This window comes from Cupriavidus sp. SS-3, from assembly GCF_035818815.1.
Taxonomy (GTDB): Bacteria; Pseudomonadota; Gammaproteobacteria; order Burkholderiales; family Burkholderiaceae; genus Cupriavidus; species Cupriavidus taiwanensis_C.
In genome coordinates, this window is record NZ_JAYLVT010000001.1 from 163,604 (window position 1) to 187,523 (window position 23,920).

Below are 23,920 nucleotides of genomic sequence, written 5' to 3' on the forward strand. Positions count from 1 at the left end.
CGGCGAACTGGCGGCCACCCGTTTCAGAGTGTCAGAGCCAGGTCTTGTCGAGTCCGAAGCGAGACTTCAGGGCTTCAACCAGCGCCTCGCGCGCACTGCGGTCGGTCAGTTGCACGTCCAGCATCACGCGTCCGGAATCCCATTCCTTGATCGTGCCGAGCAGCTGGCCACTGTCAGTGCGGATCTTGTACTGGCGGCTGATCTCCTTGACCTTGCGCGCCTTGCCTTCCTGCGCCTGCTTGCGGATCGCCTCGACCTCGCGACTGGACAGCCCGTCGTGGATGATGCGCCCCGCCAGTTCGCGGGTCCGCTCTTCGCCCGCCAGCTTGAAGTACAGCGTCAGCTCGTAGCCCGCGGCAATGCCGATCGCGCTCGGGCATTCACGCATCACGCCCAGCACCGACTCCGGCAGTCGCAGCAACGCGAGGGTCTTGTTCACGGTGCCGGCGGAAATGCCGGTCAGCTCGCAGATCTCCTCTTCCTTCTGGACTTTGCCTTCATCGAGCAGCTGGCGCCAGGCAATGGCATTGTCGAGTGCGGACTGGTCCGAGCGCTGCTCGTTCAGCATGAACGACAGGCGGTAGAAATCCAGGTCACTCAGGTCGTTCTCGACAAAACATTCCATTTCGAGCTTGCCGGCGGATGCCAGGGCTCGCTTGCGGTAATGACCGTCGATCAGGATGTAGTGGCCCGGGCGCGCCGGATCCGGCGCCGCCAGGCCCGGCGTCTTCTGGCCATGCGTGGCGATGGACGCGGCCCGCTCCTGCACAACGGCGGGATCGTAGATGCGGCGCGCATTCAGCGGGTTGTCATGCAGTTGCGCCAGCGGAATCCGGATCAGCTGCCGACCCGCGGCGACGTCGTCGAGACTTTCAGCGCTGAAACCGGGCGACGTTTCGGCAGCCCCCCTGCCCTGCAGCAGGCCGTTGGGATGCTGGGAAATGGCCGCTTCCGCCCGCGCGAAGCGATCCATCGTATCGTTCCGGCTCTTCTCGGCCGCCATGCCGGCAAGCATGCCGGCCTTCAGGCTTTTTAGTTTGGTAGCCATGCCTATTGCTCAATCAAAGACAACACTTCATCGACCATCATGTCGACCTCCTGCACCGCCTCGCGCGCACCAGCCACGCCATGGACGGTGCAGCCGATCGCCTGGCATTCGCGAAACGCCGAACGCGAGCCGATCATCGAATTCAACAGCGGGACGTCGCCATCATCGCCAAGAATTTCGATCGCCTGGCGTGCAATCGACACCCGGCGCTGGACCATATTGGCCATGACGCGGATCAGCAGCGATTCGTTCTGTACCTGCGCGTGCTGGGCCAGCGTCTTGGCGGCCACCGCCGCCCATAGGTCGGGCGGGGACGGTACGACCGGAATGATGGCGAGGTCGGAAATCAGCAACGCGCTGGATGGTGCCGCCGAATGGACTGCCGGGGGGCAATCCACAACGATGTAGTCATAATCCTGGACGAATTTGCGAACCTCGCGGTGCATGGCGCCGCCGGAAGGCGCCAGCCCGATGACCGAGGCCGGGAACGGCCGCTCGTCGCTGGCCTGGGCCGCCCATCGGGTTGCGGTGCCTTGCTCGTCCATGTCGACCAGCATCGAACGCGCACCGCGCAGACCCAGCGTGCCGGCAAGATGCATGCTGACCGTCGTCTTGCCGCAACCGCCTTTCTGGTTGAAGACCGTAATGATTTTGGCTGGCACTGCGACCTCTCTTTCAGCGCTGAAAGCGCGGTTATTTCTTAAGGCGCAACTTTAGCCAAAACCAGGTGACGCATCAACCGTTTTCCAATTTAACAAAAAATGTGTTTCATGACTGTGGGCGCGGAATTGTCCTTAAGACGGGGGAAATCACGCAAGTCGGTAAAATTGCTTGAAAATCGGACCGGAATGTGCCTAAAGTATCTGTAGTGCGCATTACGCCGCACATGACACCGTAATCCAAAGTGGTTATGATGCGCGCTACAGTCGAGTCAAGTCGTGTCACCTCGTCGGCTTCCGTTCGGTATCTACGAGAACTCAACGTGCTTGAACGGTTGTTTGCGTTGTGTACAAGAACTTGCTTCGAAAAGGAAATTCCTATGGCAACCGGTACGGTCAAGTGGTTCAACGAGACCAAGGGCTTTGGCTTCATTACCCCGGACGACGGTGGTGCAGATCTGTTCGCGCACTTCTCGGAAATCCAGGGCTCGGGCTTCAAGACCCTGAAGGACGGGCAGCGCGTGACGTTTGAAGTCAAGCAAGGCCCGAAGGGCCTGCAGGCTTCGGCCATCAAGCCGGCCTGATCCAGCCTCGGCTGACCCCTCGCCCGCTCGCGACGCGTTCGCGACGGGTAACAAAAAAGGGCAAGCGTTTCACGCTTGCCTTTTTTGCGTCCGGGCCGGTCCGCCCGTGTGCGAATCAGCCTAGCTTGCGCACGCTCGTGCGCGACGGCTGCAGGATCAGCGCCTTGGACGAATCGGCGTCCACCTTGGCGCCGGGGTAGACCACCAGCACGTCTTTGAGCGCCTTGCGGAACAGCGCCCGGAACTTGCGTTCGCTTTCGGTTTCCGTGCCGAACTGCATCTGCAGGGCTTCCCACGGGATCTCGGTGCGGCGCTGAATCGTAAAGAACCGATAAGTCAGCCACGAATAAACGTCGAGCGCGAAGGGCGACTGCTTGAGGGCCTTCAGCGCGCGCATGTCCACCGGCACCGGCCGGTTGACCAGCTCGTTGAAGAACGGCTCGGACAGCACCACGAAGCTCTCAAACATCGACCCTTGTCCGGGCTGCATCGGATCCCACCAGGTCGACAGCTGGTCGGCCAGCAGGTAGCCCACGCGATCGATCGAGAGCGGCTCGTGGTTGGGATTCTGGTTCTGGCTCGGCGTGGACTTGTTCTGCACGATGGCAATGGTCGCCGAGAACAGGCGGATCATCTGCTGGCGTACCAGCGTCATGGTGCCGCGCTTGCCTCCGGTGGCCATCGGGATGCCGAGGTTGTACATGAACTCCGACAGCGAATTGCCAAGCGAGATGCGCCGGTCTTCCACCGTGCCGGTGAATTCGCCGCGCTTTTTCTTCGCCATGATCTCCTTGCCGATCCAGGCCAGCATCAGGCGTGGATAGGAGCCATACGGGTATCCCAGCGACACCGTCTCCGACACCAGCTTCTGGCGGCCGTTGGCGGCGCGCTCTGAGCGTTGCTGCGTGAAATAGCCCGGCTGGATCATCAGCGAGATATTGCCGCTGGTGCGGGTCCAGACCGGTGGCGCGCCCTTGGGCGCGCGATATGGCAGCGTGACCTGGACGCTGGCCCGGCTGAGGAAGCCGACCTCGCCACTTTGCCAGGCGTCTTCGCGCTCCATGGCCTGCGCTTCGTCGAACAGGCGCTGGAATTTCTCGGACGGAACCAGGTTGTTCTCGTTGCCGGGAACAATGATGCGGGAGGGTTCGGCGTCCAGGTCGAGGACGCTTCGATCCCCCGTGGCGGCCGGGGAGCGTTTGATGGGCATAGTGGCTTGCTTCGGATTACCCGCCTTTGTACTCGAAGCCGCAAAGCTTGTCACGCAGAAACAGGTACACAAGCGACCGCATTGCCAGCGGGGTTCTTGCCAGCTGGGAGGATCTAATGGCTGGTCGCATGGTGGCGGACGGTGGGCAACCCGGCAGGGTTGTCCACGGTTCGCCAGCCATCAGCTACCAGTAAACGATACCGATACGGGTTAACTACTTGTAAACCGTATACGTGAAGCCAAGGCCATTGATTCGTAAGGGGAAATCACCGCCCCGCGAACCCGATTCTGCGGCGATCCGTACCCGATTCAGCGAAGGGCCGAACCCGTATCTGCGGCCACCCGAACCCGAATCTGCGGCTGGCGCGAACCGGATTCTGCGGGGATAACCGCCGTCGCCCACAGGCTTCTCCACAGGCAAGACGCTCCAAAGCGTACCCGATTCTGCGATATCCCCGGTCCGCAGGCACGCTGCAGCGCCGGTTCCCGCCCGAAAACGGTGGATAACTGCGCCGCCAGGCGGTTGTCCCCGCAGAAACAGGTTCGCGCCCCGGTGCACAACCGGCACCTCGAACCGCGCCCGCGTACCCATTTCTGCGAAAACCCCTGCCAAAACGTACCCGTTTCTGCGCCGACCTCAGATCGCCAGCATCTGGATTCGCTCGCGTACCTGTTTCTGCGGCGTACCCATTTCTGCGACCGGAGCTTCGCGCCCGGTACTCATCGCCAGCGTACCTGTTTCTGCGTGCCCGGATGTTGAAGCGACCCGGCAGGGCGTACCCGATTCTGCGTCAACTCTGCCCCGGATTCGGGCGGATCTTCCACCAAGTTTCCATTATACATGAGCGCTACAACAAAAGCTAGTACTCACACCCAACGTATACGTGATGCGAGGGGCTTGGCAGCGGCGTACCCAATTCTGCGGCTCTGGTGAAGGGCGTCCTGCCCTCCGCGACTTGCCCCACGAAAACGCTGCGTCGATGCGTACCTGATTCTGCGAAGGCGTCTGCCAGCCCATCGGCTCAAATCCGTACCCGTTTCTGCGAGCTGCCGTCAGCGGGAGGCACCAAAGGCCCGGTTCTGCGCTGCAACACGGCGCGTACCCGTTTCTGCGGCGGCTCGCCGGAGCCTGGGATGTGGATAGGTCAGGGGTTGGACGGCGTTGGGAAGCGCAGACGGGGGCACAAAAAATTTTCACCGCGTACCCGTTTCTGCGTACTCCAGGGACGCCCAGGGTGGGCCAGCCGGCGAATGCGTACCCGTTTCTGCGTGATTATTCGGCGGAAGAGGTGAGGCTCAGGGGGATAGCCCGTACCCGTTTCTGCGTGCGCTGGCCAAGGGCCTGTCGCCCTGCGCTGCAATATTGCGTACCCGTTTCTGCGAAAGGGGATACGCGGCGAAGCGCTGCGTACCCATCAGTGCGAGACGCGTGAAAGGACGAGAAAGCGGTGGGTGAAGGGGATGGGGAAGGGGAAGGGGAACCGAGGTCGGCCCGTGATGCGACAGAAAACAAAAAACCCCGCCAGGGGCGGGGTTCTTACGCTGTGTGGCGCACACCAGGTGCGCCGTGGCGTCAAGGCTTACAGCGGGGTGATGTTCGCGGCCTGCAGGCCCTTCGGGCCATTCTTGACTTCGAACTGCACGCGCTGGTTTTCCTGCAGCGACTTGAAGCCGTCGGCACGGATTTCCGAGAAGTGAGCGAAGAGGTCGTCACCACCTGCGTCCGGCTTGATGAAGCCGAAGCCCTTGGCGTCGTTGAACCACTTGACGATACCGGTTTGCATGATTTGCTTTCCAGAAAAAGGACAAAAAAGATCGCATGACGAACACGTCATCCGACACGGGGAACTCAAGGAAAGGACACCATGGACAACCGAAGTACCAGACGGTGGCTAACGAATGAACTGTTGCCTCGTCGCTTGAATCTAGGCGCGTTTATACGGGGGATTGCGGTCAGCGTCAAGATGGGGGCGGCCCCATGCCCCTGCCGGCGCGCGCGTGCCGAACTGGCCCGCCGCGTGCGCGTCGTGGGATCATCACGCCTTTTGCATGTTGCTTATTCGTGCCCGCCGTGACGGCGCCGGGCCGGGCGGTACAGAGTACGCTTGCCGCTCGGGGCAGCGCTGCCCCAGCCCAGCCCCGACCGGCGCCGGGACTGACCCGCGGGGTCCAGTTGCCGCGGACACGATAAGACACCAGGAGACCATTCATGTCGATGCCGGATCCCGCTTCCAAGCCGGGCACGTCCACCCCCGCAGCGCCCCACGCCGCACCGTCGCTGCTCGAGCGGGTATTCAGGCTGCGCGAGCACCATACCGATGTCCGTACCGAGATCCTGGCCGGCATCACCACGTTCCTGACGATGGCGTACATCATCTTCGTCAATCCCTCCATCCTCGGCGATGCGGGCATGCCCAAGGACGCGGTGTTCGTTGCCACCTGCGTGGCCGCGGCGATCGGCACGCTGATCATGGGCTTCTACGCCAACTATCCGATCGCGATGGCGCCCGGCATGGGCCTGAACGCGTATTTTGCGTACACCGTGGTCAAGGGCATGGGCTTCCCGTGGGAAGCGGCACTGGGCGCGGTCTTTATCTCGGGCTGCCTGTTCCTGCTGGTGACGCTGTTCCGCGTGCGCGAGATGATCGTCAATGGCATTCCGCATTCGATCCGTGTGGCGATCACCGCGGGCATCGGCCTGTTCCTGGCCATCGTTGCGCTGAAGAACGCCGGCATCGTCACCGCGAGCCCGGCCACGCTGGTAACCATCGGTGACCTGCACCAGCCTTCGGCGGTGCTGGCGATCGTCGGCTTCTTCGTGATCGTGGCGCTGGACCACCTGCGCGTGAAGGGGGCCATCCTGATCGGCATCCTGCTCACCACGCTGCTGAGCTTCGCCTTCGCCGGCAACACCTTCCACGGTGTTTTTTCCGCGCCGCCGTCGCTGAGCCCGACGCTGTTCAAGCTCGATATCACCGCGGCCTTGTCGATCGGCATCATCAACGTGGTGCTGGTGTTCTTCCTGGTCGAGCTGTTCGATGCGACCGGCACGCTGATGGGCGTGGCCAACCGCGCGGGACTCCTCAAGGCCGGCAAGATGGACCGGCTCAACAAGGCGCTGATGGCCGACAGCACCGCCATCATGGCGGGCTCGTTCCTCGGCACCTCGTCCACCACCGCGTATATCGAAAGCGCCTCGGGCGTGCAGGCGGGCGGACGTACCGGCCTGACCGCGGTGACGGTGGCCGTGCTGTTTCTCGCGGCACTGTTCATCGCGCCGCTGGCGGGAACGGTGCCGGCCTATGCCACCGCGCCGGCGCTGCTGTATGTGTCGTGCCTGATGTTGCGCGAACTGCTGGAGATCGACTGGAACGACGTCACCGAGGTGGTGCCCGCGGTGATGACGGCGCTGGGCATGCCCTTCACCTATTCCGTCGCCAACGGCGTGGCGTTCGGCTTTATCAGCTATGCGGCGCTCAAGCTGCTGACGGGACGCGCGCGCAGCGTGCCGGTGATGGTGTGGATCATTGCCGCCGTGTTCGTCTTCAAGTTCTATTACCTTCCGGGGCACTGACCGGCACGCGCCGGATCAACGACCAGTCTCGTGCGCAGGGCGGCCCCAGGGCCGCCTTTTTTATCGCCGTGATGACACGCAGCGCAGTTTGCACGCAGCTGCGGCGTACCCGTTTCTGCGCGCGGCCGATGCCGCGAGGCCGGCGCAGCGTACCCGATTCTGCGTGCAGGCCGAGACAGCGATTCTGGGCTCCGACATGGTCATGTCCCTGCCGCGGTGGGGTGTCGGAGCGTACCCGTTTCTGCGTAGTATGTCCGCGTCGCATCACGCGCACGCGCGTTGCTGCGTGCCGCTGCCAGCGCTCTCGCGTGTGTGCGCGAGGGCTCATACCAATGGATGAGATTGGCTGTAAGTCACCCACACAGGGCTGGACAAACCGCCGCAAATGCACTGAACTATAGGCGTGGCAAAGAGGGGCGCGGCAAGCGCCCCTTCTTGACTCCGGTGTATGCGGCAGGGTGCCGGAGCCAGACCGAAAGCGCGTCGGCGCAATGCGCCAGGGCGGCAGTGCTTTTCGGGACAGAGACCGTCAATATCAATGACGGCGCCGCCCACAATCCGGGAGCGTGCGGACAACATGCGCGCCACGCAGACAAGAAAATTCCAAGACTGAAAAGTGGTAAACGTAGACGTGCAGTGCCGGGGGATGTTGTTCAACGGGGATAATCATGACCGCAGGAGAGATCCGGCGACCCGTCATCGGGCCTGTCAGGGAGTCCAGTAACCGATCCATCCGATCTATGCATCCAGCCTGGGCTGCCGTGGGGGAAGCCGCAGGTGAAGTGCCCGCCAAACGGGCCGTGAGCGACGCGGCCACCGCCAATGTTGTCGCCCTGCTTGCCGAAGACAGCGAACTCAGCGACAGCGCCCGTGCGGCGGTGTCCAACCTGCTGCGCCGCCATCGGCTGCTCGAGGGGGAACTGGCGCGTCAGCGCACGCTGCTGCAGGAATGGATCCTGAGCCAGCTGACCTACAAGACGCTCTACTACCAATACTCCGGCCAGTCGCCGCAGGCGCCTCGCGTGGAGTTGATGCGCGAGAAGGAGGCTGTGCGGCGGCGCATCCGCGAGCAGCTCCAGCCGGGCGCGGATTACCTTGCCGCGCCTGATGAATCCACCCGCAGTCTGTCCAGCTCGTGACACCGACGTCGACCGCGGGCGCATGCCCGCAGCCAGTTCAGCCCCACCGTCCGCCACGGACGCGCGCCGCTGCGGCGGCCACGGGTGCCGGCACCAAGAACAAGCCTAACGTCCGGGAGATCGTGATGGACCGACTGTGCAAGGCGTCACGCACTGCACAGCTCGTGGTCGTGTCGCGTCATGAAGATTTTGGTTTCGACCCGTCCGTGATCGGCACGGAATGGGAAATCCGCCGTGTCGCGCAGGTCCGCGATGCCGAGCGCACGGTGCGCGCCTGTCCGCCCACGGCCGGCGTGATCGACCTGCAGTCCGACTACAGCGAGGCCGAGTTCACGCAGCTGGAACAGGCGCTGCAGTACCTGCATGTCACGTGGGTGGCGATCACCTCCGATGCGATGCTGGCCAACGAGCGCGTACGGCGGATGATCCGCGACTATTGCGTCGACTACGTGCGCCTGCCGTTCTCGATGCCGGAGTTGCTGTACACGCTGCGGCATGCGCGCGGCATGGCGTCGCTGCACGGCACGCGCCCGCAGGAAAGCGCGTCGCGCGGCACCATGATTGGCGAATGCGCGGCGATGCGGGCGATGTTCCGCTCGCTCGCCAAGGTGGCGCACAATGAAGCGCCGGTGTTTATCTCGGGCGAGTCCGGTACCGGCAAGGAACTGGCCGCGCAGGCGATCCACGATGCCTCGAGCCGGCGCAAGGGCCCGTTCATCGCCATCAACTGCGGTGCCATTCCCTCGCACCTGGTGCAGTCAGAGCTGTTCGGCTATGAAAAGGGCGCCTTTACCGGGGCCAACCAGCGCAAGATCGGCTGGATCGAACAGGCCGAGGGCGGCACGCTGTTTCTCGACGAAATCGGCGACCTGCCGCTCGAAAGCCAGGTGGCGCTGCTGCGCTTCCTGCAGCAGGGCACGATCACCCGGCTGGGCGGCCATCAGTCGATCCCGCTCAACCTGCGCATCATCTCGGCCACGCACGTGGACTTGGTGGCGGCGCAGGGCGACGGGCGCTTCCGTTCGGACCTGTTCCACCGGCTGTGCGTGCTGACGCTGTCGATCCCGGCGCTGCGCGAGCGCGGCGAGGACATCCTGCTGCTGGCCAATGCGGTGCTGGCCGAGCACGGCCACGAGGCGCACCGTCGCATCCGCGGGTTCTCCGCGTGCGCGACGCAGGCGATGATGCAGTACGCCTGGCCGGGCAATGTGCGCGAACTGATCAACCGTGTGCGCCGCGCCATCGTGATGACCGACAACCGCAAGATTACCGCCGAAGACCTGCAGCTGCACAACGGCGCCGAGCTGCCGCGCAAGACCCTCGATGCGATCCGCGAAGAGGCCGAGCGTGAAGCGATCCGCACCGTGATGGCCAGCCACGGCTTTCACGTGGTGCCGGCCGCGCGCGAACTCAACGTGTCGCGCGTGACCCTGTACCGGCTCATGCACAAGCACAACATCCGGGTGGAGAGCCACGCCTCGGCGGGGGAGTAGCGGCAGTCAACAGCTCCGGTCATGTGTGGGTTGCCGGCACGGCCGGTACCGCGGCCAGTAACACGACCAGGACAGGCGCCAGCGGGAAAGGGGAACCGGCGACGTCCGCTCGCCGGTTCCGCCTTTCCCCGTGCCGGCCGGCACGTCAGCGCACCACCCGCGGGGGCCTAGCGGCCCACTTCCCGTCCGCGAACCCGTCCGCGAACCCGCCGCCGTATGCCTGCGCGGGCGCGGGCGTGGTGGCGAGGTTCATGCTGATCTTGCCGCGCGCCCGCCGCGGCGGCTCGCAGGCATCCTGCGCTGGCCACGGCACCATGTCGCGACGGCGCTGGCCGTCGCGTGCGTGCCGCGCGGGCGGCGCCAGCGCTTCGCCGCCGGTCGTGTCCGGATCCAGCCGCAGCTCTCCCCAGGCCCAGCCGAAGCCGCGCACATAGACGTCATGACTGACCGCGGCGTGGCTGTTAGCGTCATCCGCGTCGGGGCGGTCGAACCACGCGTAGCTGGCCGCCGCCGCGCTGCCCGAGCCGATCGCCAGCGCCGTGGCGAGCATTGCAGCTTTCATGGTCGGCTTCTCCCTGTGGAAAAAAAGTGTCCGCCGGGGGACAGAACACTAATCGGCGCGGTCACGCTGGCTCGCGTCCCCGCTTGTTGTGTCAGTCCGTCACGCGCGCCGCTTGCCGGCATGACGCCGGCAGGACGGACTGGCCTGCGCCGGTCTGCGGATCGCCATGCATGCCATGCCGTGCGCGCTGCGCGCGAGTTGCACCCGCGCGCGCGGATAGGGCAGCAGCGGCGCCGACACCAGGTCCGTCTCTGACGGCGGCGGGCCGGCCAGGCGGTATGCGCGCCGGCGCGCGGTCATGCGGGAAGGCGGGTTACGCATGTGGTGATCTCCAGCGCGCAAACGACGGGTTTGACGGAACTGGCGCCAGCCTGCTGTGCGCCCTGGCCAAGCCAGAGCGACAAGTGTGCCAAGGGCCGCAAACGCTTGTGCCACGCGGCTTTGCGAGACGCTTCGCGGTACCTGGCCGTCACTGCTCGGCGGCGCTGGACCAATCGGTTTCGTCACTGCAACGCGTTGCGCTGGCGCCGTGGCGGCGCAGGCGGCGCGCTGGTGTCCGCTGGCGCGCCCTGGCCGGCGCTTTGCCGTGGGCGCGAGGCGTGGCGCTACGGCCTCGCAGCCCGTTGCACGGTTGAAACTGGCCTTACATCAGTCATGCACGCGAGTAACCGCGGTGCATCGCGCCAGCAAGACGGGGCCCGTGCGTGGCGACGCAGAAACGGGTACGCGCGGTGGCGCGGCCAGCGTGCAGTCAGCGGGGCTGGCCCGAGGTGCCAGAGGGATTGGCCGGGCTGGACGGTGTCGCGGCAGGCGCTGCCGAGGGCACGGCGCCCGATGCGGTGCCGGAGATGGGCTTGGGTCCGGGCTGGCTGCGCTCGCAGCCGGCGCAGCCGAGCACGGCGATGATTGCCAGCACGGCCGCCGGGCGTGCGCGGAGGTTGCAGGTCACGGGTGCCTCCTTGCGCCGGCGCGCGGGCAACGGATGCGCCGGCAGGTATGCCTGGTCTTACTGTAGCAGGTCGCCTGCGGCGCGCCGCGCCAGGCGCGCCTTGGGCAAGCGGCGCGATGCGCAGTATGATGAACGCAGCGCCGGCCGCGCGGGCAGGCGCAATCCATCCGCGGTCCCCGCGCCGGATCGCGCCAGCACCAGGCCGTGACTGACAAGACCGAACCTTCCTCATCGGCTGCCGCCGACGGCGTGCCGCCGCCGCGCCGGCACCGCCCCCACTGGCTGCCCGACCGCCACACCGGCGCGCGCACGCTGCGCGTGGTGGCCGCCGCGATCACCTCGTGGTTCGCGCACCGCGCCGCCAGCAAGGGCGCGGCGCTGTCCTTCTACATGTTGTTTTCGCTGGCGCCGATCCTGGTGCTGGTGATCTCGATCGCCGGCCTGTTCTTCGGCGCCGAGGCGGCGCGCGGCGAGATCTTCGCGCAGCTCGAAGGGCTGGTCGGCGAACAGGGCGCCGCCGCCATCGAGGGCATCCTGGCCGCGACGCACCGCGCCGGCGGCAGCGGCATGGCCGCGCTGATCGCGACCGGCATCCTGTTCGTCGGCGCCACCAGCGCCTTTGCCGAACTCAAAAGCAGCCTGGACGACATCTGGCACGTGCCGGTGCCCGACACCGCCGGCTGGCGCCAGTTGCTGCGCACGCGCCTGCTGTCGTTCAGCCTGGTGCTGGTGCTGGCCTTCATGCTGCTGGTGTCGCTGATCGTCAATGCGGCGCTGGCGGTGGTCGAGCGCATCTGGGGCCAGCTGTGGACGCAGTCGTGGTTCGCTCCGGTGGCCGAAGCGATCTCGTCGCTGTTCTCGTTCGCGGTGGTGACCGCGCTGTTCGCGGTGATCTTCAAGATGCTGCCCAATGCGCGCATTGCCTGGCGCGACGTCACCATGGGCGCGGTCATCACCGCGCTGCTATTCTCGATCGGCAAGCGGCTGATCGGGCTGTACCTGGGCAACAGTGCCGTGGCCTCGTCCTATGGCGCTGCCGGCTCCGTGGTGGCGCTGATGCTGTGGGTGTATTACTCAGCACAGATCTTTTTCTTCGGCGCAGAGCTGACGCGCCAGTACGCGCTGCAGTTCGGCAGCCTGCGCGGCAAGCCGGCGGACAAGCTGGCCGAGTAGCGGCAGCACGCCGGAGCGGGCATGGAGCAGACATGGATCGGGGTGTGGACCCGGCAGGCGACAACGCAAATCCCGTAGCGGCGCCCAAACCGGTAAAATAACGCCCCATTCCCTTCGCGTGCCCGCAGGGCCCGGCCCTGCGGCCGCCCGCGGCGCTGCCGGTCCTGGTTCCGGCCACCGCCGGGCCATCCCAATATTTCCCAGTCTGATTCCGCTGCCGTGAGCTCGCTCGTTCCTGAAATTGCGCGTCGTCGCACCTTCGCCATCATCTCCCACCCCGACGCGGGCAAGACCACCCTGACCGAAAAGCTGCTGTGGTTCGGCGGCGCGATCCAGGTCGCGGGCGAAGTGCGGGCGCGCAAGGCGGACCGCCATGCCACCTCGGACTGGATGGAGCTGGAAAAGCAGCGCGGCATTTCGGTGACGTCGTCGGTGATGCAGTTCCCCTACCGCCGCGACAGCGCGGACGGCAAGGCGCAGGAGAACATCGTCAACCTGCTCGACACCCCGGGCCACGAGGACTTCTCCGAAGACACGTATCGCACGCTGACCGCGGTGGACTCGGCGGTGATGGTGATCGACTCGGTCAACGGCGTGGAAGCGCAGACCATCAAGCTGCTGAACGTCTGCCGGCTGCGCGACACCCCCATCCTGACCTTCATCAACAAGCTCGACCGCGAAGGTCGCTCGCCGATCGAACTGCTCGATGAAATCGAGGACGTGCTGCAGATCCAGTGCGCGCCGATGACCTGGCCGATCGGCATGGGCAAGGCCTTCCGCGGCGTGTACCACCTGATCGACGACAAGGTGCAGCTGTTCGACCCGCACGGCGACAAGGGCACGGCCGCGATCCTGGACGGCCTGGACAATCCCGAGCTGGACCGCATCCTTGGCAGCCAGGCCGAAGAGCTGCGCATCGAGATCGAGCTGGTGCGCGGGGCCTCGCATACCTTCGACAAGGAGGCCTTCCTCAACGGCAAGCAGACGCCGGTGTACTTCGGCTCGGCCATCAACAACTTCGGCGTGCAGTCGCTGCTGGATGCGCTGTGCGAACTGTCGCCGCCGCCGCTGGCCCGCAACACGGATTCGCGCGTGGTCGAGCCGCAGGAGCCCAAGTTCACCGGCTTCGTGTTCAAGATCCAGGCCAACATGGATCCGCGCCACCGCGACCGCATTGCCTTCGTGCGAGTGTGCTCGGGCCGCTTCGAGCGCGGCATGAAGCTGCTGCACGTTTCGGCGGGCAAGACCGTGGCGATCAACAACGCCATCACCTTCATGGCGCAGGACCGCAACACCACCGAAGAGGCCTACGCCGGCGACATCATCGGCGTGCCCAACCACGGCACCATCCGCCTGGGCGATGTCTTCACCGAAGGCGAGCCGCTCAAGTTCACCGGCATCCCGTCGTTCGCGCCGGAATTCTTCCGTCGCGCGCGCCTGAACAACCCGCTCAAGGTCAAGCAGCTGCAGAAGGGGTTGCAGCAACTGGCGGAAGAGGGCGCCACGCAGATGTTCCGCCCGCTGGCGTCCAACGACCTGGTGCTGGGGGCCGTGGGTATCCTGCAGTTCGACGTGGTGGCGCACCGGCTCGAGCATGAATACGGCGTCGATGCCATCTTCGAATCGCATGAATGCGCCACCGCGCGCTGGCTCAAGGGCACGCCGGCCGAGATCGAGAAGCTGATCGCCAAGGCCGGGCATAACGTGGCGCTGGACGGTGCCGGCGACCATGTCTACCTGGCGCCAAGCATGGTCAACCTGCGGCTGACGCAGGAGCGGTTCCCGGAGCTGCAGTTCCTGGAGACGCGCGAGATCGTCTGATCATCGTCCTCGTGCAAAGCAAAACGGCTCGCCATGGCGAGCCGTTTTGCTGTTCTGAGGGTTTGCCTGGCGCTTTTGCAGCCAATCAATACGCCAGTGATGCCTGGATATAGAACGTCCGCGGCATGCCCACATACTTGCCGGCATTGTTGTCGGTCGAGCGGGTGAAATGGCGCTTGTCGAACACGTTCTTCACGCCCACCGCCAGCTTCAGGTTCTGCGCGGCCTTGCCGAAGTCATAGCCCACGCGCAGGTTCATCAGCGCATAGCCCGGGATATCGCCCAGCGCGCCATTGGCGCTTTCCGCGGTCTGGTAGGTGGTCGACGTGCTCGGGTCGCCCGGCGAGTGCTGCTTGGACTGCGCAAAGCCATCGACATTGAACGACCAGCGGTTGCGCGCGTAGCGCATGCCCACCGTGGCCACGTGGCGAGAATAGAACGGCAGGTCGCGCCCGGCAAAGTTGCCCTGGTTGTAGGTGGCTTCGGTGTAGGTGTAGGTGGCGTAGGCCGACAGGCCCATCAAAGACTTGTCGAGCGCGCCGAAGTCATAGCGCAGCGACGATTCCACGCCGCGGTGAGTGGTGGCGCCGAGGTTGGTCCATGCCTCAGGCGAGCCGCCGGTGGCGCCACGCAGTTGCAGCTCGTCGTCGAAGTCGATGTTGAACAGGGTCAGCTCGCCGCCCCAGCCATTGGCGTTAAAGTGCGTGCCAATCTCGTAGGTCTTGGCCTTTTCCGGCGTCAGCCCGTTGGTGGTCTGCGCGATCTGGAAATACTGCAGCGGGCCGAACGACACGCCGGCGTTGGCGAACAGCTTCCACTGGTCGCTGACGTGGTACATCACCGCCAGCGACGGCAGCGGCTCGTTGGAAGACACGTCGCGGCGCACACCGCTGAAGTTGTCGGTCACGTACGAGCGGATGAACTCATAGCGCAGCCCGGGGGTGATGGTCCAGTTGCCGACGTTGATGGTGTCGTCGATATAGACCGCGTTGGCGGTGGTGCCGCCGGTGCGCCACTGGTAGACCGGCGACGGCAGGGTGGTGGGATCGAGCGAGCCGGGCGGGTAGAAGGCTGTGCGCGCGGCCTGCTCGTCGCTGGCTTCGCGCAGGAAGCGGTAGCCGACGCTGACTTCATGGCTCATGCTGTCGCCGCGAAACAGCTGCGAGTAGCGCGGCTCGATCGCGAATGTATGGTAGTTGCGTGGCGCCGCGGTCAAGCGCAAGGGCCGGGGATTGGCGTTGCTCCGGACGTCTTCCTGCTCGATATTGCTGCCGCGGAAGCTGTCGGTGTAGTACGTCAGCACCTCGAACTTGCGGTCGGCGTCGTTGTGGCTGTATTTCAGGCTGAAGTCGTGGCGCCGCCCGCTGAAGTTGTCGTAGGGGCGCATCGACTGGAACGGGTCGGCCGCGTACTGCGCCGCCGTCAGGCCGCCAGGCATGCCGGCCGTGCCTTCGTAGTAGTGGAAGGCGGCGCTCAGCGAGTCGGTCTTCGAGATCCGGTACGCGCCCTTGAGCAGCAGGTCGTCGATATTGACGTGGTCGTTGCTGGCGCGGTAGCCGTTGCCGTGGATGCCCGAGTACAGCAGCGCCCCGCCCAGCCCCTGCTCGTTGGTGCCGCCGATGAATGCGGTCGGGTTGGTCTTGACGTTGCCGCCGTGGCTGTAGATGTCGGTCGAGACCGAGGCATCGGCGGCGAAGGTCGCGGGGATCGGGCGCGTCACGAAGTTGATGATGCCGCCCACGTTCTGCGGGCCGTAGCGCACCGAGCCCGCGCCGCGCACCACGTCGATGGTCTCGAGGTTGCCCAGCGACAGCGGCGCCATCGACAGCTGTGGCTGGCCGTAGGGCGCCACCGCCAGCGGGACGCCGTCCATCAGGATGGTCGAGCGCGGCGACAGCCGCGAGGCCAGCCCGCGCACGCCCACGTTCAGCGAGACATCGCTGCCGCCGGTGCCGTTGTTCTCCTGCACCTGCACGCCGGGAATGCGGCGCAGCACTTCGCGCACATTGTTGGCGCCGGCTTCGGCGAAGGTCTCGCGGTCGACGATGGTACGTGCGCCCGGATGCTCCAGCACCTTGGCCTCATTGGCGTTTTCCAGCCAGTTGCCCACCACGGTAACCGTGTTCAGCGTGGCTTCGGTATTGGCGGCGGTGGCAGTGGCGGGCGTTGCGGAAACCGGTTCGGCGGCGTGGGCCGGCATCGCGGCGAACTGGGCAAACAGCAGGGCGGCGCTGATGGCACCCCCGGTCAGGCGGAAAGCGGGCTGCAAGGTGAGGTTCCTGGGGAGAGCGGCGCGTCCCGCTGCGCCGGAAGCGATGGTCCGGACGGTCGCGCCAATGGGCGGCGATTATAAATGCGAGTGATTCTCAAAAGCGAGAAGCCCGGCGTTGCGCCGCCAGCGCGTGTCGCGTCTCTGCATCATTGTGCTGACAAAGAGGCAAGATACGCGCTTCATTCCGCACATTCCGTAACCGGTGTGCAGGCGTGGGCATTTGCATGCAGCAATTAAACGCACGCTTTAGAATCTGCCCTTTGCGCACGGCGAACCCGCTTCCCGGGCGCAAGCTCCGCTCCCTTCCTGCCCCGTCCATGTCTTCCCCTGCCACCGTTCCGGCCGCCGAGCCGGACAGCGTCTTCCGTGATTCCGTCTTTCGCCGCTACTGGTTCGCGCGGCTGTGCACCACCATCGGCTACCAGATCTTTACCGTGGCGGTGGGCTGGCAGATGTACGACCTGACGCGCGACCCGCTGATGCTGGGCATGGTCGGGCTGGTGCAGTTCCTGCCGTCGGTGGCGCTGATCCTGATGTCGGGCCACGTGGCGGACCGCTTCGACCGGCGCCGCATCGTGCGCACCTGCCAGTCGCTCGAGGCGCTGCTGGCCGCCGGCATGGCCGCCGCCAGCCTGGGCGGCTGGATCGATAGCCACCACATCTTTGTCTTCGTCGCGCTGATCGGCGCCACGCGCGCGTTCGAGAACCCCACGCTGCAGGCCTTGCTGCCCAGCGTGGTCACGCCGCGCCAGCTGCCGCGCGCGGTGGCGCTGGCCAGCTCGGCGGGGCAGGCCGCCATCATCATCGGCCCGGCCATCGGCGGCTTCGCCTATGTGGCCGGCCCGGGGGTGGTGTACACGCTGAGCGCGACGCTGTTTGCGATCGCCGCGCTGCTGGTGGGCGGCATCACGCTGCGTCAGGCGGCGCAGCGGCTGACCGCGCCGGTCAGCGTGCGCACCGTCTTTGCCGGTTTCGCCTATATCCGCAGCCGCCCGGTGCTGCTGGGCGCGATCTCGCTGGATATGGTGGCGGTGCTGCTGGGCGGCGCCGCGGCGCTGTTGCCAATCTACGCGCGCGACATCCTGCATACCGGACCGTGGGGGCTGGGGCTGCTGCGCTCGTCGCCGGCCCTCGGCGCGCTGGCGATGGCGCTGTGGCTGGCGCGCCATCCGCTGAACCGGCGCGCCGGACGCGTGATGTTCGCCGCGGTGGCGGTGTTCGGCGTCGCCACGGTGGTGTTCGGGGTCTCGACCTGGCTGCCGCTGTCGATGGCGGCACTGGTGGTGCTGGGTGCCTCGGACATGATCAGCGTGGTGGTGCGCTCCACGCTGGTCCAGCTCGATACGCCCGACGACATGCGCGGGCGCGTCGGCGCCGTCAATTCGGTGTTTATCGGCGCTTCCAACCAGCTGGGCGAGTTCGAGTCAGGCGTCACCGCCGCGCTGTTCGGCCCGGTGGGCGCGGTGGTCCTGGGCGGGGTCGGCACGCTGCTGGTGGTGGCGGTGTGGATGCGGTTGTTCCCGGCGCTGGCGGCGCGCGACAAGCTGCACGAACATCCCGCCTGAACGGCCGCATGGCGCGTGCGGGCCTGCATGGCGATGCCCGGAGCGTACCCGTTTCTGCGTGCGCGGCGGCGGGGCTGACGGCGGTATAGTGATGCCTCGCGCGCCAACTTTCGTCGCTGAAAGTCGCGCCCGACTGTTGCCGCTCGCATCACCGCCCGCATCCCGCCACGCCTTGCGCCACATGACCTTGCCGACCGATCCGCTCCAGCGCCACGCGGTGTTCGCCGCGCTCAGCGGCTCGCGCGCTTCGCTGGAGCGCGCCGCCCCGTTGGGCGATGGCCTGGGCGTGGCGCTGTGGCGCAACCGGAACGACAGCACCGGCTATGCGCGGCCCGGCCACCACACCATGTCGGTCTACCTGCAGGGCGGCCACGCTACCTACCGGCGCGACCAGCCCGGCAACAAAGGCGCCCCGGGCAGGCTGTGCCTGTTGCCGGCCGACCATGAGTCGCGCTGGCATGTCGGCGGTCCGCAGCGCTTCCTGCATCTGTATTTCCGCCCCGAAACCCTGGCCTGGCACTGCGTGCGCCTGCTCGACCGCGAACCGCGCTCGGTGGCCTTGCGCGACCTGACCTTTGCCGACGATCCGCGCCTGCATGCGCTGAGCCAGCATCTTGCCGCGCTCGACTGGCGCTTGCCCGAGGCCCGCATGGCCGGCAACGCGCTGGCGCACGAGGCGCTCAGCCACCTGGTGCTGAACCACGCCGGCCGCGCCGCCCCGACCGACTGGCGCGGTGGCTTGTCCGCGCAGGCGCGGCGGACCGTGCGCGACTGGATCGAAAGCCATCCCGACAGCAACCCGACGCTGGGCGATCTGGCGGCACTGGCGGGCCTGTCGGAATTCCACTTCGCGCGCATGTTCCGGGTGTCGTTCGGCATGCCGCCGCATGCATGGGTGCTGCAGACCCGCCTGGAGCGGGCGCAACGGCTGCTGGCCGATCCGCGCCGCCCGCTGCATGAAGTCGCCGCCCGCGCCGGGTTTGCCTCGGCCAGCCATCTCAGCCGTCGTTTCCAGGCCGCGTTCGGCATGACACCCGGTGCCTGGCGCGCGGGCGCGTAGCCTTTCTGGTTGCGGTCGGACCGGCGCCAGCCGTTGCAGCGCAAGGCCTGGCGCCCACAGCACACAAATCCGCGTCCGAGTCCTGGGAACCCGCTTCCGCTTCGCTTGTCCCCTCATATGTGTCGTGTTTCCGGCTTTGTCGGTGATCGTCTGACATCTTGCGTTCAATGCTCATCAATTTGTCAAACGTGAACCGCTGTCCAGCGTTCCGGCAAGTCCGCCCGGGCATCGCACGGCACGCAGAAACGGGTACGCATCGCCGTCCCAGGCCAGCACCGTCGACAACCTGACAACAACCGCAAACGGAGCCGCTCCCATGGATCTCAACTTCATCGATGCCGACCAGCTTGAGGCGGGCTGGTCCTACCTGGTCCGCTTCGGCATCAACCAGGGCATGAACTGCCTGGCGGCCATCCTGATCCTGATGATCGGCTGGTGGCTGTCGGGCCGCGTCGGCACTGCGGCGCGCGCTGCGCTGGCCCGCACCCATGTCGACGCCACCATGCGCCCGCTGCTGGCCAATGCGCTGCAGTGGATGGTGCGCGTGCTGACCATCGTGCTGGTGCTGTCGCAGTTCGGCGTGCAGACCGCCAGCATCATCGCCATGCTCGGTGCCGCCGGCCTGGCGATCGGGCTGGCGCTGCAGGGCACGCTGCAGAACATTGCCGCCGGCATCATGCTGGTGCTGCTGCGCCCGTTTCGCGTGGGCCAGTACATCGACGCGCAGGGCGTGGCCGGCACCGTGCGCGAGACCGGGCTCTTCATGACCGAGCTGACCACCTTCGACGGCGTCTGCCTGCGCGTGCCCAACGGCAAGCTGTGGGGCAGCGCCATCACGAATTACAGCGAGAACGCCACGCGGCGCGCCGACATCGAGGCCACGGTGACCTTCGACAGCGACGTGCAGCGCAGCCTGGAAGCGCTGCGCGCGATGCTGGCGCGCGAGCCGCGGCTGCTGGCCGAGCCCGCCCCCGAAACCATGGTGGTCAACTACACCCAGCAGGGCATTACGCTGAACGTGCGCTACTGGACCTCGAACGACGATTACTGGAACGTGCGCTTCGCCTTCTACGAGCGCATCAAGCAGGTGCTGGAGCAGGCCGGCAGCAAGCTGGCGGTGCCGATCCAGGAGCTGCACGTGCCGGGCGCGTCGTCGGTGCCGGGCGTGGTGAAGGTGGCCGACAGCGCGCCGTCGGCAGCCTCGCGACCGGCCGCGCCGCAGTCGCACCAGCCGTCGCACCAGCCGACGCGCCAGCCCGCGCGCCAACCGGGCTAGCCGCGCGCGTCCTGCGCCTCGCCCTCGTCCGAAAACAGCGTGCAGGCCCCGCTTTCGGCCGTGCTGACCTGGCGGCGGAAGCTCGCGAACAGGTCACGGCCGACGCCATGGCGATTGGCGCTCAGGTCCGGGCGCGCCGGCGTGCGTGCCTGCCATTCGTCGTCGGGCACCAGCACGTCGAGCGTGCCCGTGGTCGCGTCGACGCGCATCATGTCGCCGCTGCGCACGCGCGCGATCGCGCCGCCGCGCAGCGCTTCCGGGCAGACGTGGATGGCGGCCGGGACCTTGCCCGAAGCGCCCGACATGCGTCCGTCCGTCACCAGCGCCACATGGAAACCTCGGTCCTGCAGCACCGTCAACGTGGGCGTGAGCTTGTGCAGCTCCGGCATGCCGCACGACGCCGGGCCCTGCCACGGCAGCACCGCAATGAAGTCGCGTTCCAGCTCGCCGCGCTTGAAAGCGTGCAGCACATCGTCCTGATGCTCGAACACGATCGCCGGCGCCTGCACCACCTGGTGCTCGGGCTTGACCGCCGAGGTCTTGATCACCGCGCGGCCCAGCTTGCCGTCGAGCAGCTTGATGCCGCCGTCCGGCGCAAAGGGCGCGTCGGCGGCGCGCACGATGCTGTCATCGAGCGGCGCGGCCGGGCCATCGATCCACGTCAGCTGGCCGTCGCGCAGCACCGGCTCGCGCGTGTAGTCTTGCAGGCCCTGGCCGACGATGGTGGTGACGTCGTCGTGCAGCAGACCGAGTGCGAGCAGGCCGCGGATCACCACCGGCAGCCCGCCGGCGGCCTGGAACTGGTTCACGTCGGCCTTGCCGTTCGGGTACACGCGCGCCAGCAGCGGCACCACTGCCGACAGTTCGTCGAAATCGTCCCAGCTCAGCACGATGCCGGCCACCCGCGCCATCGCGATCAGGTGCAGCGTGTGGTTGGTCGAGCCGCCGGTGGCCAGCAGCCCGACGATGCCGTTGACGAAGGCGCGCTCGTCCAGCACCTCGGCCACCGGCGTATAGCGCTCGCCGCCGTGCACCAGCTTCAGAGCCTGGCGCGCGGCCTCGCGCGTCAGCGCTTCGCGCAGCGGCGTGTTGGGATTGACGAAGGCCGTGCCAGGAAGATGCAGGCCCATCATTTCCATCAGCATCTGGTTGGAGTTGGCGGTGCCGTAGAAGGTGCAGGTGCCCGGTCCGTGGTAGGAGCGGGTCTCGGCCTCGAGCAGCTCCTTGCGGCCGATCTTGCCTTCGGCGTAGAGCTGCCGGGTATGCGCCTTCTCGTCGTTGCTGATGCCGGTGGTCATCGGCCCGCCCGGCACGAACACCGCGGGCAAATGGCCGAAGGACAGCGCCCCCATCACCAGCCCGGGCACGATCTTGTCGCACACGCCCAGGTACAGCGCGCCATCGAACATCTGGTGCGACAGCGCCACCGCCGTGGCCAGCGCGATCACGTCGCGCGAGAACAGCGACAGGTCCATGCCGTCCTGGCCCTGCGTGACGCCGTCGCACATCGCCGGCGTGCCGCCGGCAAACTGCGCGGTGCCGCCGGCGTCGAGCGCGGCTTCCTTGAGCCATTGCGGGAACGCGGCCAGCGGCTGGTGCGCGGACAGCATGTCGTTGTAGGCCGAGACGATGGCCAGGTTGGGCCGCTCGTCGGCCTTCAGCCGGATCTTGGCGGCGTCCGGCATGGCGGCCACCGCGTGGGCGAGGTTGGTACAGGAAAGCTGCGCGCGTTCGACCTTCTGCCCGGCCATGGCGCGGGTGCGGTCAAGATACGCCTGGCGCGAGGCGGTGCTGCGGGAGACGATGCGGGCGGTGACCCGCTCGAGCACTGGATGACGTGGCATGGGGTTCTCCTGCGGGGGAGCTTTCAGCCTAGCGTACTTTGCCGGGGCCTGCACGGCGGAGGGTGCTTGATGGCCCGCCCGCGGCCTACGCCAACCACGCAGAAATGGGTACGCTTGCCTCGCCAAGCCGTAGCGACTCACGTAAACTGGCCGCTACCCGGCCGGCCATCGCGCGCTGGCCGCGACAACTCGAATCCTCAAGGAGCGCAGGGTGAGCATGCCTGATTTCGACATGGTGCTGTTTGGCGGCACCGGCGACCTGGCGCGGCGCAAGCTGCTGCCGTCCCTGTTCGATGCGCACCACGCGGGGCTGCTGCATCCGGCCGCACGCATCCTCGCCACCGGCAGCCAGCCGATGTCGAGCGCGGACTACATCGCCTCGCTGGAACAGAGCGTGCGGCCCGCGCTGGCCCATGCGCCGCCCGAGTCATGGGACAGGTTCTGCGCACGCATCGTCTACGTGCAGGCCGATGCACGCGTGCCGGCGCATTTCGATGCGCTGGCCGAGCAGCTGCTGTCGCGCAAGCCCGAGGTGGTGGTGTGCTATCTCGCCACCGCGCCGCACCTGTTCGTGTCGATCTGCGAGCAACTGGCGCGCACCGGCCTGAACACGCGCCACGCGCCCAACGTGCGCATCGTGCTGGAAAAGCCGCTGGGCCATGACCTGGAATCGAACGAGGCCATCAACTCCGCGGTGGCAAAATTCTTTGCCGAAGAGCAGATCTACCGCATCGACCATTACCTGGGCAAGGAGTCGGTGCAGAACCTGATGGCGATCCGCTTCGGCAACGCGCTGTTCGAGCCGCTGTGGCGCCGCGAGTGGGTGCAGGACGTGCAGATCACCATTGCCGAAGAACTCGGCGTGGAAACGCGCGGCGACTTCTACGACCGCACCGGCGCGCTGCGCGACATGGTGCAGAACCACCTGCTGCAGCTGCTGTGCATGGTGGCGATGGAGCCCCCGGCCAGCTTGAGCGAAGACGCCATCCGCGACGAGAAGATCAAGATCCTGAAGGCGCTCAGGCCGATCACGCCGCAGGACGTGGCCGAGAAGACCGTGCGCGGCCAGTACCGCGCCGGCGCGATCGGCGGCAAGCCGGTGCCCGGCTACCTGGAGGAAGAAGGCATCGCGCCGGACAGCCGTACCGAGACCTTTGTCGCGATCAAGGCCGAGATCGCCAACTGGCGCTGGGAAGGCGTGCCGTTCTACCTGCGCACCGGCAAGCGCATGCAGTCGCGCGTGGCCGAGATCGTGATCCACTTCCGCGACGTGCCGCACGCGATCTTCCCGCGGCCGCTGACGCAGTCGCCGCAGAACCGGCTGGTGATCCAGCTGCAGCCCGAGGAAAGCATCCGCCTGTACTGCCTGGTCAAGCAGCCCGGCGATACGCTGGAACTGACGCCCACCTCGCTCGACCTCGACTTCGCCAACTCGTTCAAGGTGCGCCGCGCCGGCGCCTATGAACGGCTGCTGCTGGACGTGATCCGCGGCCGGCTCGGCCTGTTCGTGCGCCGCGACGAGCAGGTGCAGGCGTGGCGCTGGGTCGAGCCGATCATCGACACCTGGGAAGCCAGCACGGTTCCGCCCAAGCCCTATACCGCCGGCACCTGGGGGCCGGCGGCGTCGTCGGCGCTGATGTCGCGCGATGGCGGCCTGTGGCACGAGGAAGCCTGAGCCATGGGCTCGCACC

The 23,920-nt window shown here is 66.6% G+C and carries 19 protein-coding genes; 10 read left to right on the forward strand and 9 right to left on the reverse strand.

The window, feature by feature from the left end; translation table 11 throughout:
- Positions 1 to 31: 31 nt before the first annotated feature.
- Complete coding sequence (locus U9J39_RS00710) at positions 32 to 1,048, reverse strand: ParB/RepB/Spo0J family partition protein (protein ID WP_326346289.1); 1,017 nt, start codon at positions 1,046 to 1,048, stop codon at positions 32 to 34.
- A 2-nt stretch (positions 1,049 to 1,050) separates the two neighbouring features.
- On the reverse strand, positions 1,051 to 1,710 hold the full coding sequence (locus U9J39_RS00715; protein WP_012354867.1) for an AAA family ATPase: 660 nt from the start codon (positions 1,708 to 1,710) through the stop codon (positions 1,051 to 1,053).
- 377 nt (positions 1,711 to 2,087) lie between these two features.
- Between U9J39_RS00715 and U9J39_RS00720 the strand changes: the two genes are divergently transcribed.
- Positions 2,088 to 2,291 (forward strand): cold-shock protein, encoded by a 204-nt coding sequence (locus U9J39_RS00720; RefSeq protein ID WP_006159056.1) that lies wholly within the window; start codon positions 2,088 to 2,090, stop codon positions 2,289 to 2,291.
- 115 nt (positions 2,292 to 2,406) lie between these two features.
- Here U9J39_RS00720 and U9J39_RS00725 read toward each other — a convergent pair whose 3' ends face one another.
- Together U9J39_RS00725 and U9J39_RS00730 are read right to left on the reverse strand one after the other, a co-directional pair.
- Entirely contained in the window at positions 2,407 to 3,501 is a 1,095-nt protein-coding gene (locus tag U9J39_RS00725) for a replication protein RepA (protein WP_012354866.1), read from the reverse strand.
- Between the two features lie 1,580 nt (positions 3,502 to 5,081).
- Positions 5,082 to 5,285, reverse strand: coding sequence for a cold-shock protein (locus tag U9J39_RS00730; RefSeq protein WP_010811149.1), 204 nt, complete (start codon positions 5,283 to 5,285; stop codon positions 5,082 to 5,084).
- 425 nt (positions 5,286 to 5,710) lie between these two features.
- Between U9J39_RS00730 and U9J39_RS00735 the strand changes: the two genes are divergently transcribed.
- The 3 genes from U9J39_RS00735 (at position 5,711) to U9J39_RS00745 (ending at position 9,707) form a co-directional block, all read left to right on the forward strand.
- Complete coding sequence (locus U9J39_RS00735; RefSeq protein WP_115714173.1) at positions 5,711 to 7,075, forward strand: NCS2 family permease; 1,365 nt, start codon at positions 5,711 to 5,713, stop codon at positions 7,073 to 7,075.
- 668 nt (positions 7,076 to 7,743) lie between these two features.
- Complete coding sequence (locus tag U9J39_RS00740; protein ID WP_115714172.1) at positions 7,744 to 8,214, forward strand: hypothetical protein; 471 nt, start codon at positions 7,744 to 7,746, stop codon at positions 8,212 to 8,214.
- A 125-nt stretch (positions 8,215 to 8,339) separates the two neighbouring features.
- Positions 8,340 to 9,707: a sigma-54 dependent transcriptional regulator gene (locus tag U9J39_RS00745; RefSeq protein ID WP_116313731.1), complete on the forward strand. Its 1,368-nt coding sequence runs from the start codon at positions 8,340 to 8,342 to the stop codon at positions 9,705 to 9,707.
- 145 nt (positions 9,708 to 9,852) lie between these two features.
- Here U9J39_RS00745 and U9J39_RS00750 read toward each other — a convergent pair whose 3' ends face one another.
- The 3 genes from U9J39_RS00750 to U9J39_RS00760 all read right to left on the reverse strand — a co-directional run bounded on the left by U9J39_RS00750 (position 9,853) and on the right by U9J39_RS00760 (position 11,218).
- Positions 9,853 to 10,269, reverse strand: a complete 417-nt coding sequence (locus U9J39_RS00750) for a hypothetical protein (protein ID WP_240987748.1) — start codon at positions 10,267 to 10,269, stop codon at positions 9,853 to 9,855.
- A 99-nt stretch (positions 10,270 to 10,368) separates the two neighbouring features.
- The gene (locus U9J39_RS00755) at positions 10,369 to 10,590 is read right to left on the reverse strand and encodes a hypothetical protein (RefSeq protein ID WP_240991384.1); all 222 of its coding nucleotides are present in this window, start codon (positions 10,588 to 10,590) and stop codon (positions 10,369 to 10,371) included.
- Positions 10,591 to 11,020: 430 nt separating this feature from the next.
- Positions 11,021 to 11,218: a hypothetical protein gene (locus tag U9J39_RS00760; RefSeq protein ID WP_240987750.1), complete on the reverse strand. Its 198-nt coding sequence runs from the start codon at positions 11,216 to 11,218 to the stop codon at positions 11,021 to 11,023.
- 204 nt (positions 11,219 to 11,422) lie between these two features.
- Between U9J39_RS00760 and U9J39_RS00765 the strand changes: the two genes are divergently transcribed.
- Together U9J39_RS00765 and U9J39_RS00770 are read left to right on the forward strand one after the other, a co-directional pair.
- Positions 11,423 to 12,391, forward strand: a complete 969-nt coding sequence (locus U9J39_RS00765) for a YihY/virulence factor BrkB family protein (RefSeq protein WP_240987751.1) — start codon at positions 11,423 to 11,425, stop codon at positions 12,389 to 12,391.
- A 219-nt stretch (positions 12,392 to 12,610) separates the two neighbouring features.
- Positions 12,611 to 14,212, forward strand: a complete 1,602-nt coding sequence (locus U9J39_RS00770; protein ID WP_018005752.1) for a peptide chain release factor 3 — start codon at positions 12,611 to 12,613, stop codon at positions 14,210 to 14,212.
- Between the two features lie 85 nt (positions 14,213 to 14,297).
- On the opposite strand, the gene U9J39_RS00775 is transcribed toward U9J39_RS00770, so the two are convergent.
- A complete protein-coding gene (locus U9J39_RS00775) occupies positions 14,298 to 16,481 on the reverse strand; it encodes a TonB-dependent receptor family protein (RefSeq protein ID WP_326346290.1) in 2,184 nt (727 codons plus the stop codon).
- Positions 16,482 to 16,801: 320 nt separating this feature from the next.
- Between U9J39_RS00775 and U9J39_RS00780 the strand changes: the two genes are divergently transcribed.
- The 3 genes from U9J39_RS00780 to U9J39_RS00790 all read left to right on the forward strand — a co-directional run bounded on the left by U9J39_RS00780 (position 16,802) and on the right by U9J39_RS00790 (position 20,385).
- Positions 16,802 to 18,049 carry an MFS transporter gene (locus U9J39_RS00780; protein WP_326346291.1) on the forward strand — a complete coding sequence of 416 codons (1,248 nt, stop codon included), beginning with the start codon at positions 16,802 to 16,804 and terminating at the stop codon, positions 18,047 to 18,049.
- Positions 18,050 to 18,230: 181 nt separating this feature from the next.
- Entirely contained in the window at positions 18,231 to 19,109 is an 879-nt protein-coding gene (locus U9J39_RS00785; protein WP_115714168.1) for a helix-turn-helix domain-containing protein, read from the forward strand.
- A 316-nt stretch (positions 19,110 to 19,425) separates the two neighbouring features.
- Positions 19,426 to 20,385 (forward strand): mechanosensitive ion channel family protein, encoded by a 960-nt coding sequence (locus tag U9J39_RS00790; RefSeq protein WP_115714167.1) that lies wholly within the window; start codon positions 19,426 to 19,428, stop codon positions 20,383 to 20,385.
- Here the strand turns inward: U9J39_RS00790 and edd are convergent.
- The gene (gene edd, locus U9J39_RS00795; protein WP_116313736.1) at positions 20,382 to 22,229 is read right to left on the reverse strand and encodes a phosphogluconate dehydratase; all 1,848 of its coding nucleotides are present in this window, start codon (positions 22,227 to 22,229) and stop codon (positions 20,382 to 20,384) included. The genes U9J39_RS00790 and edd overlap by 4 nt on opposite strands.
- A gap of 217 nt (positions 22,230 to 22,446) precedes the next feature.
- On the opposite strand from edd, the gene zwf reads away from it, so the two are divergent.
- Positions 22,447 to 23,904, forward strand: coding sequence for a glucose-6-phosphate dehydrogenase (gene zwf / locus U9J39_RS00800; RefSeq protein WP_115682058.1), 1,458 nt, complete (start codon positions 22,447 to 22,449; stop codon positions 23,902 to 23,904).
- The last annotated feature ends 16 nt before the right edge of the window (positions 23,905 to 23,920 follow it).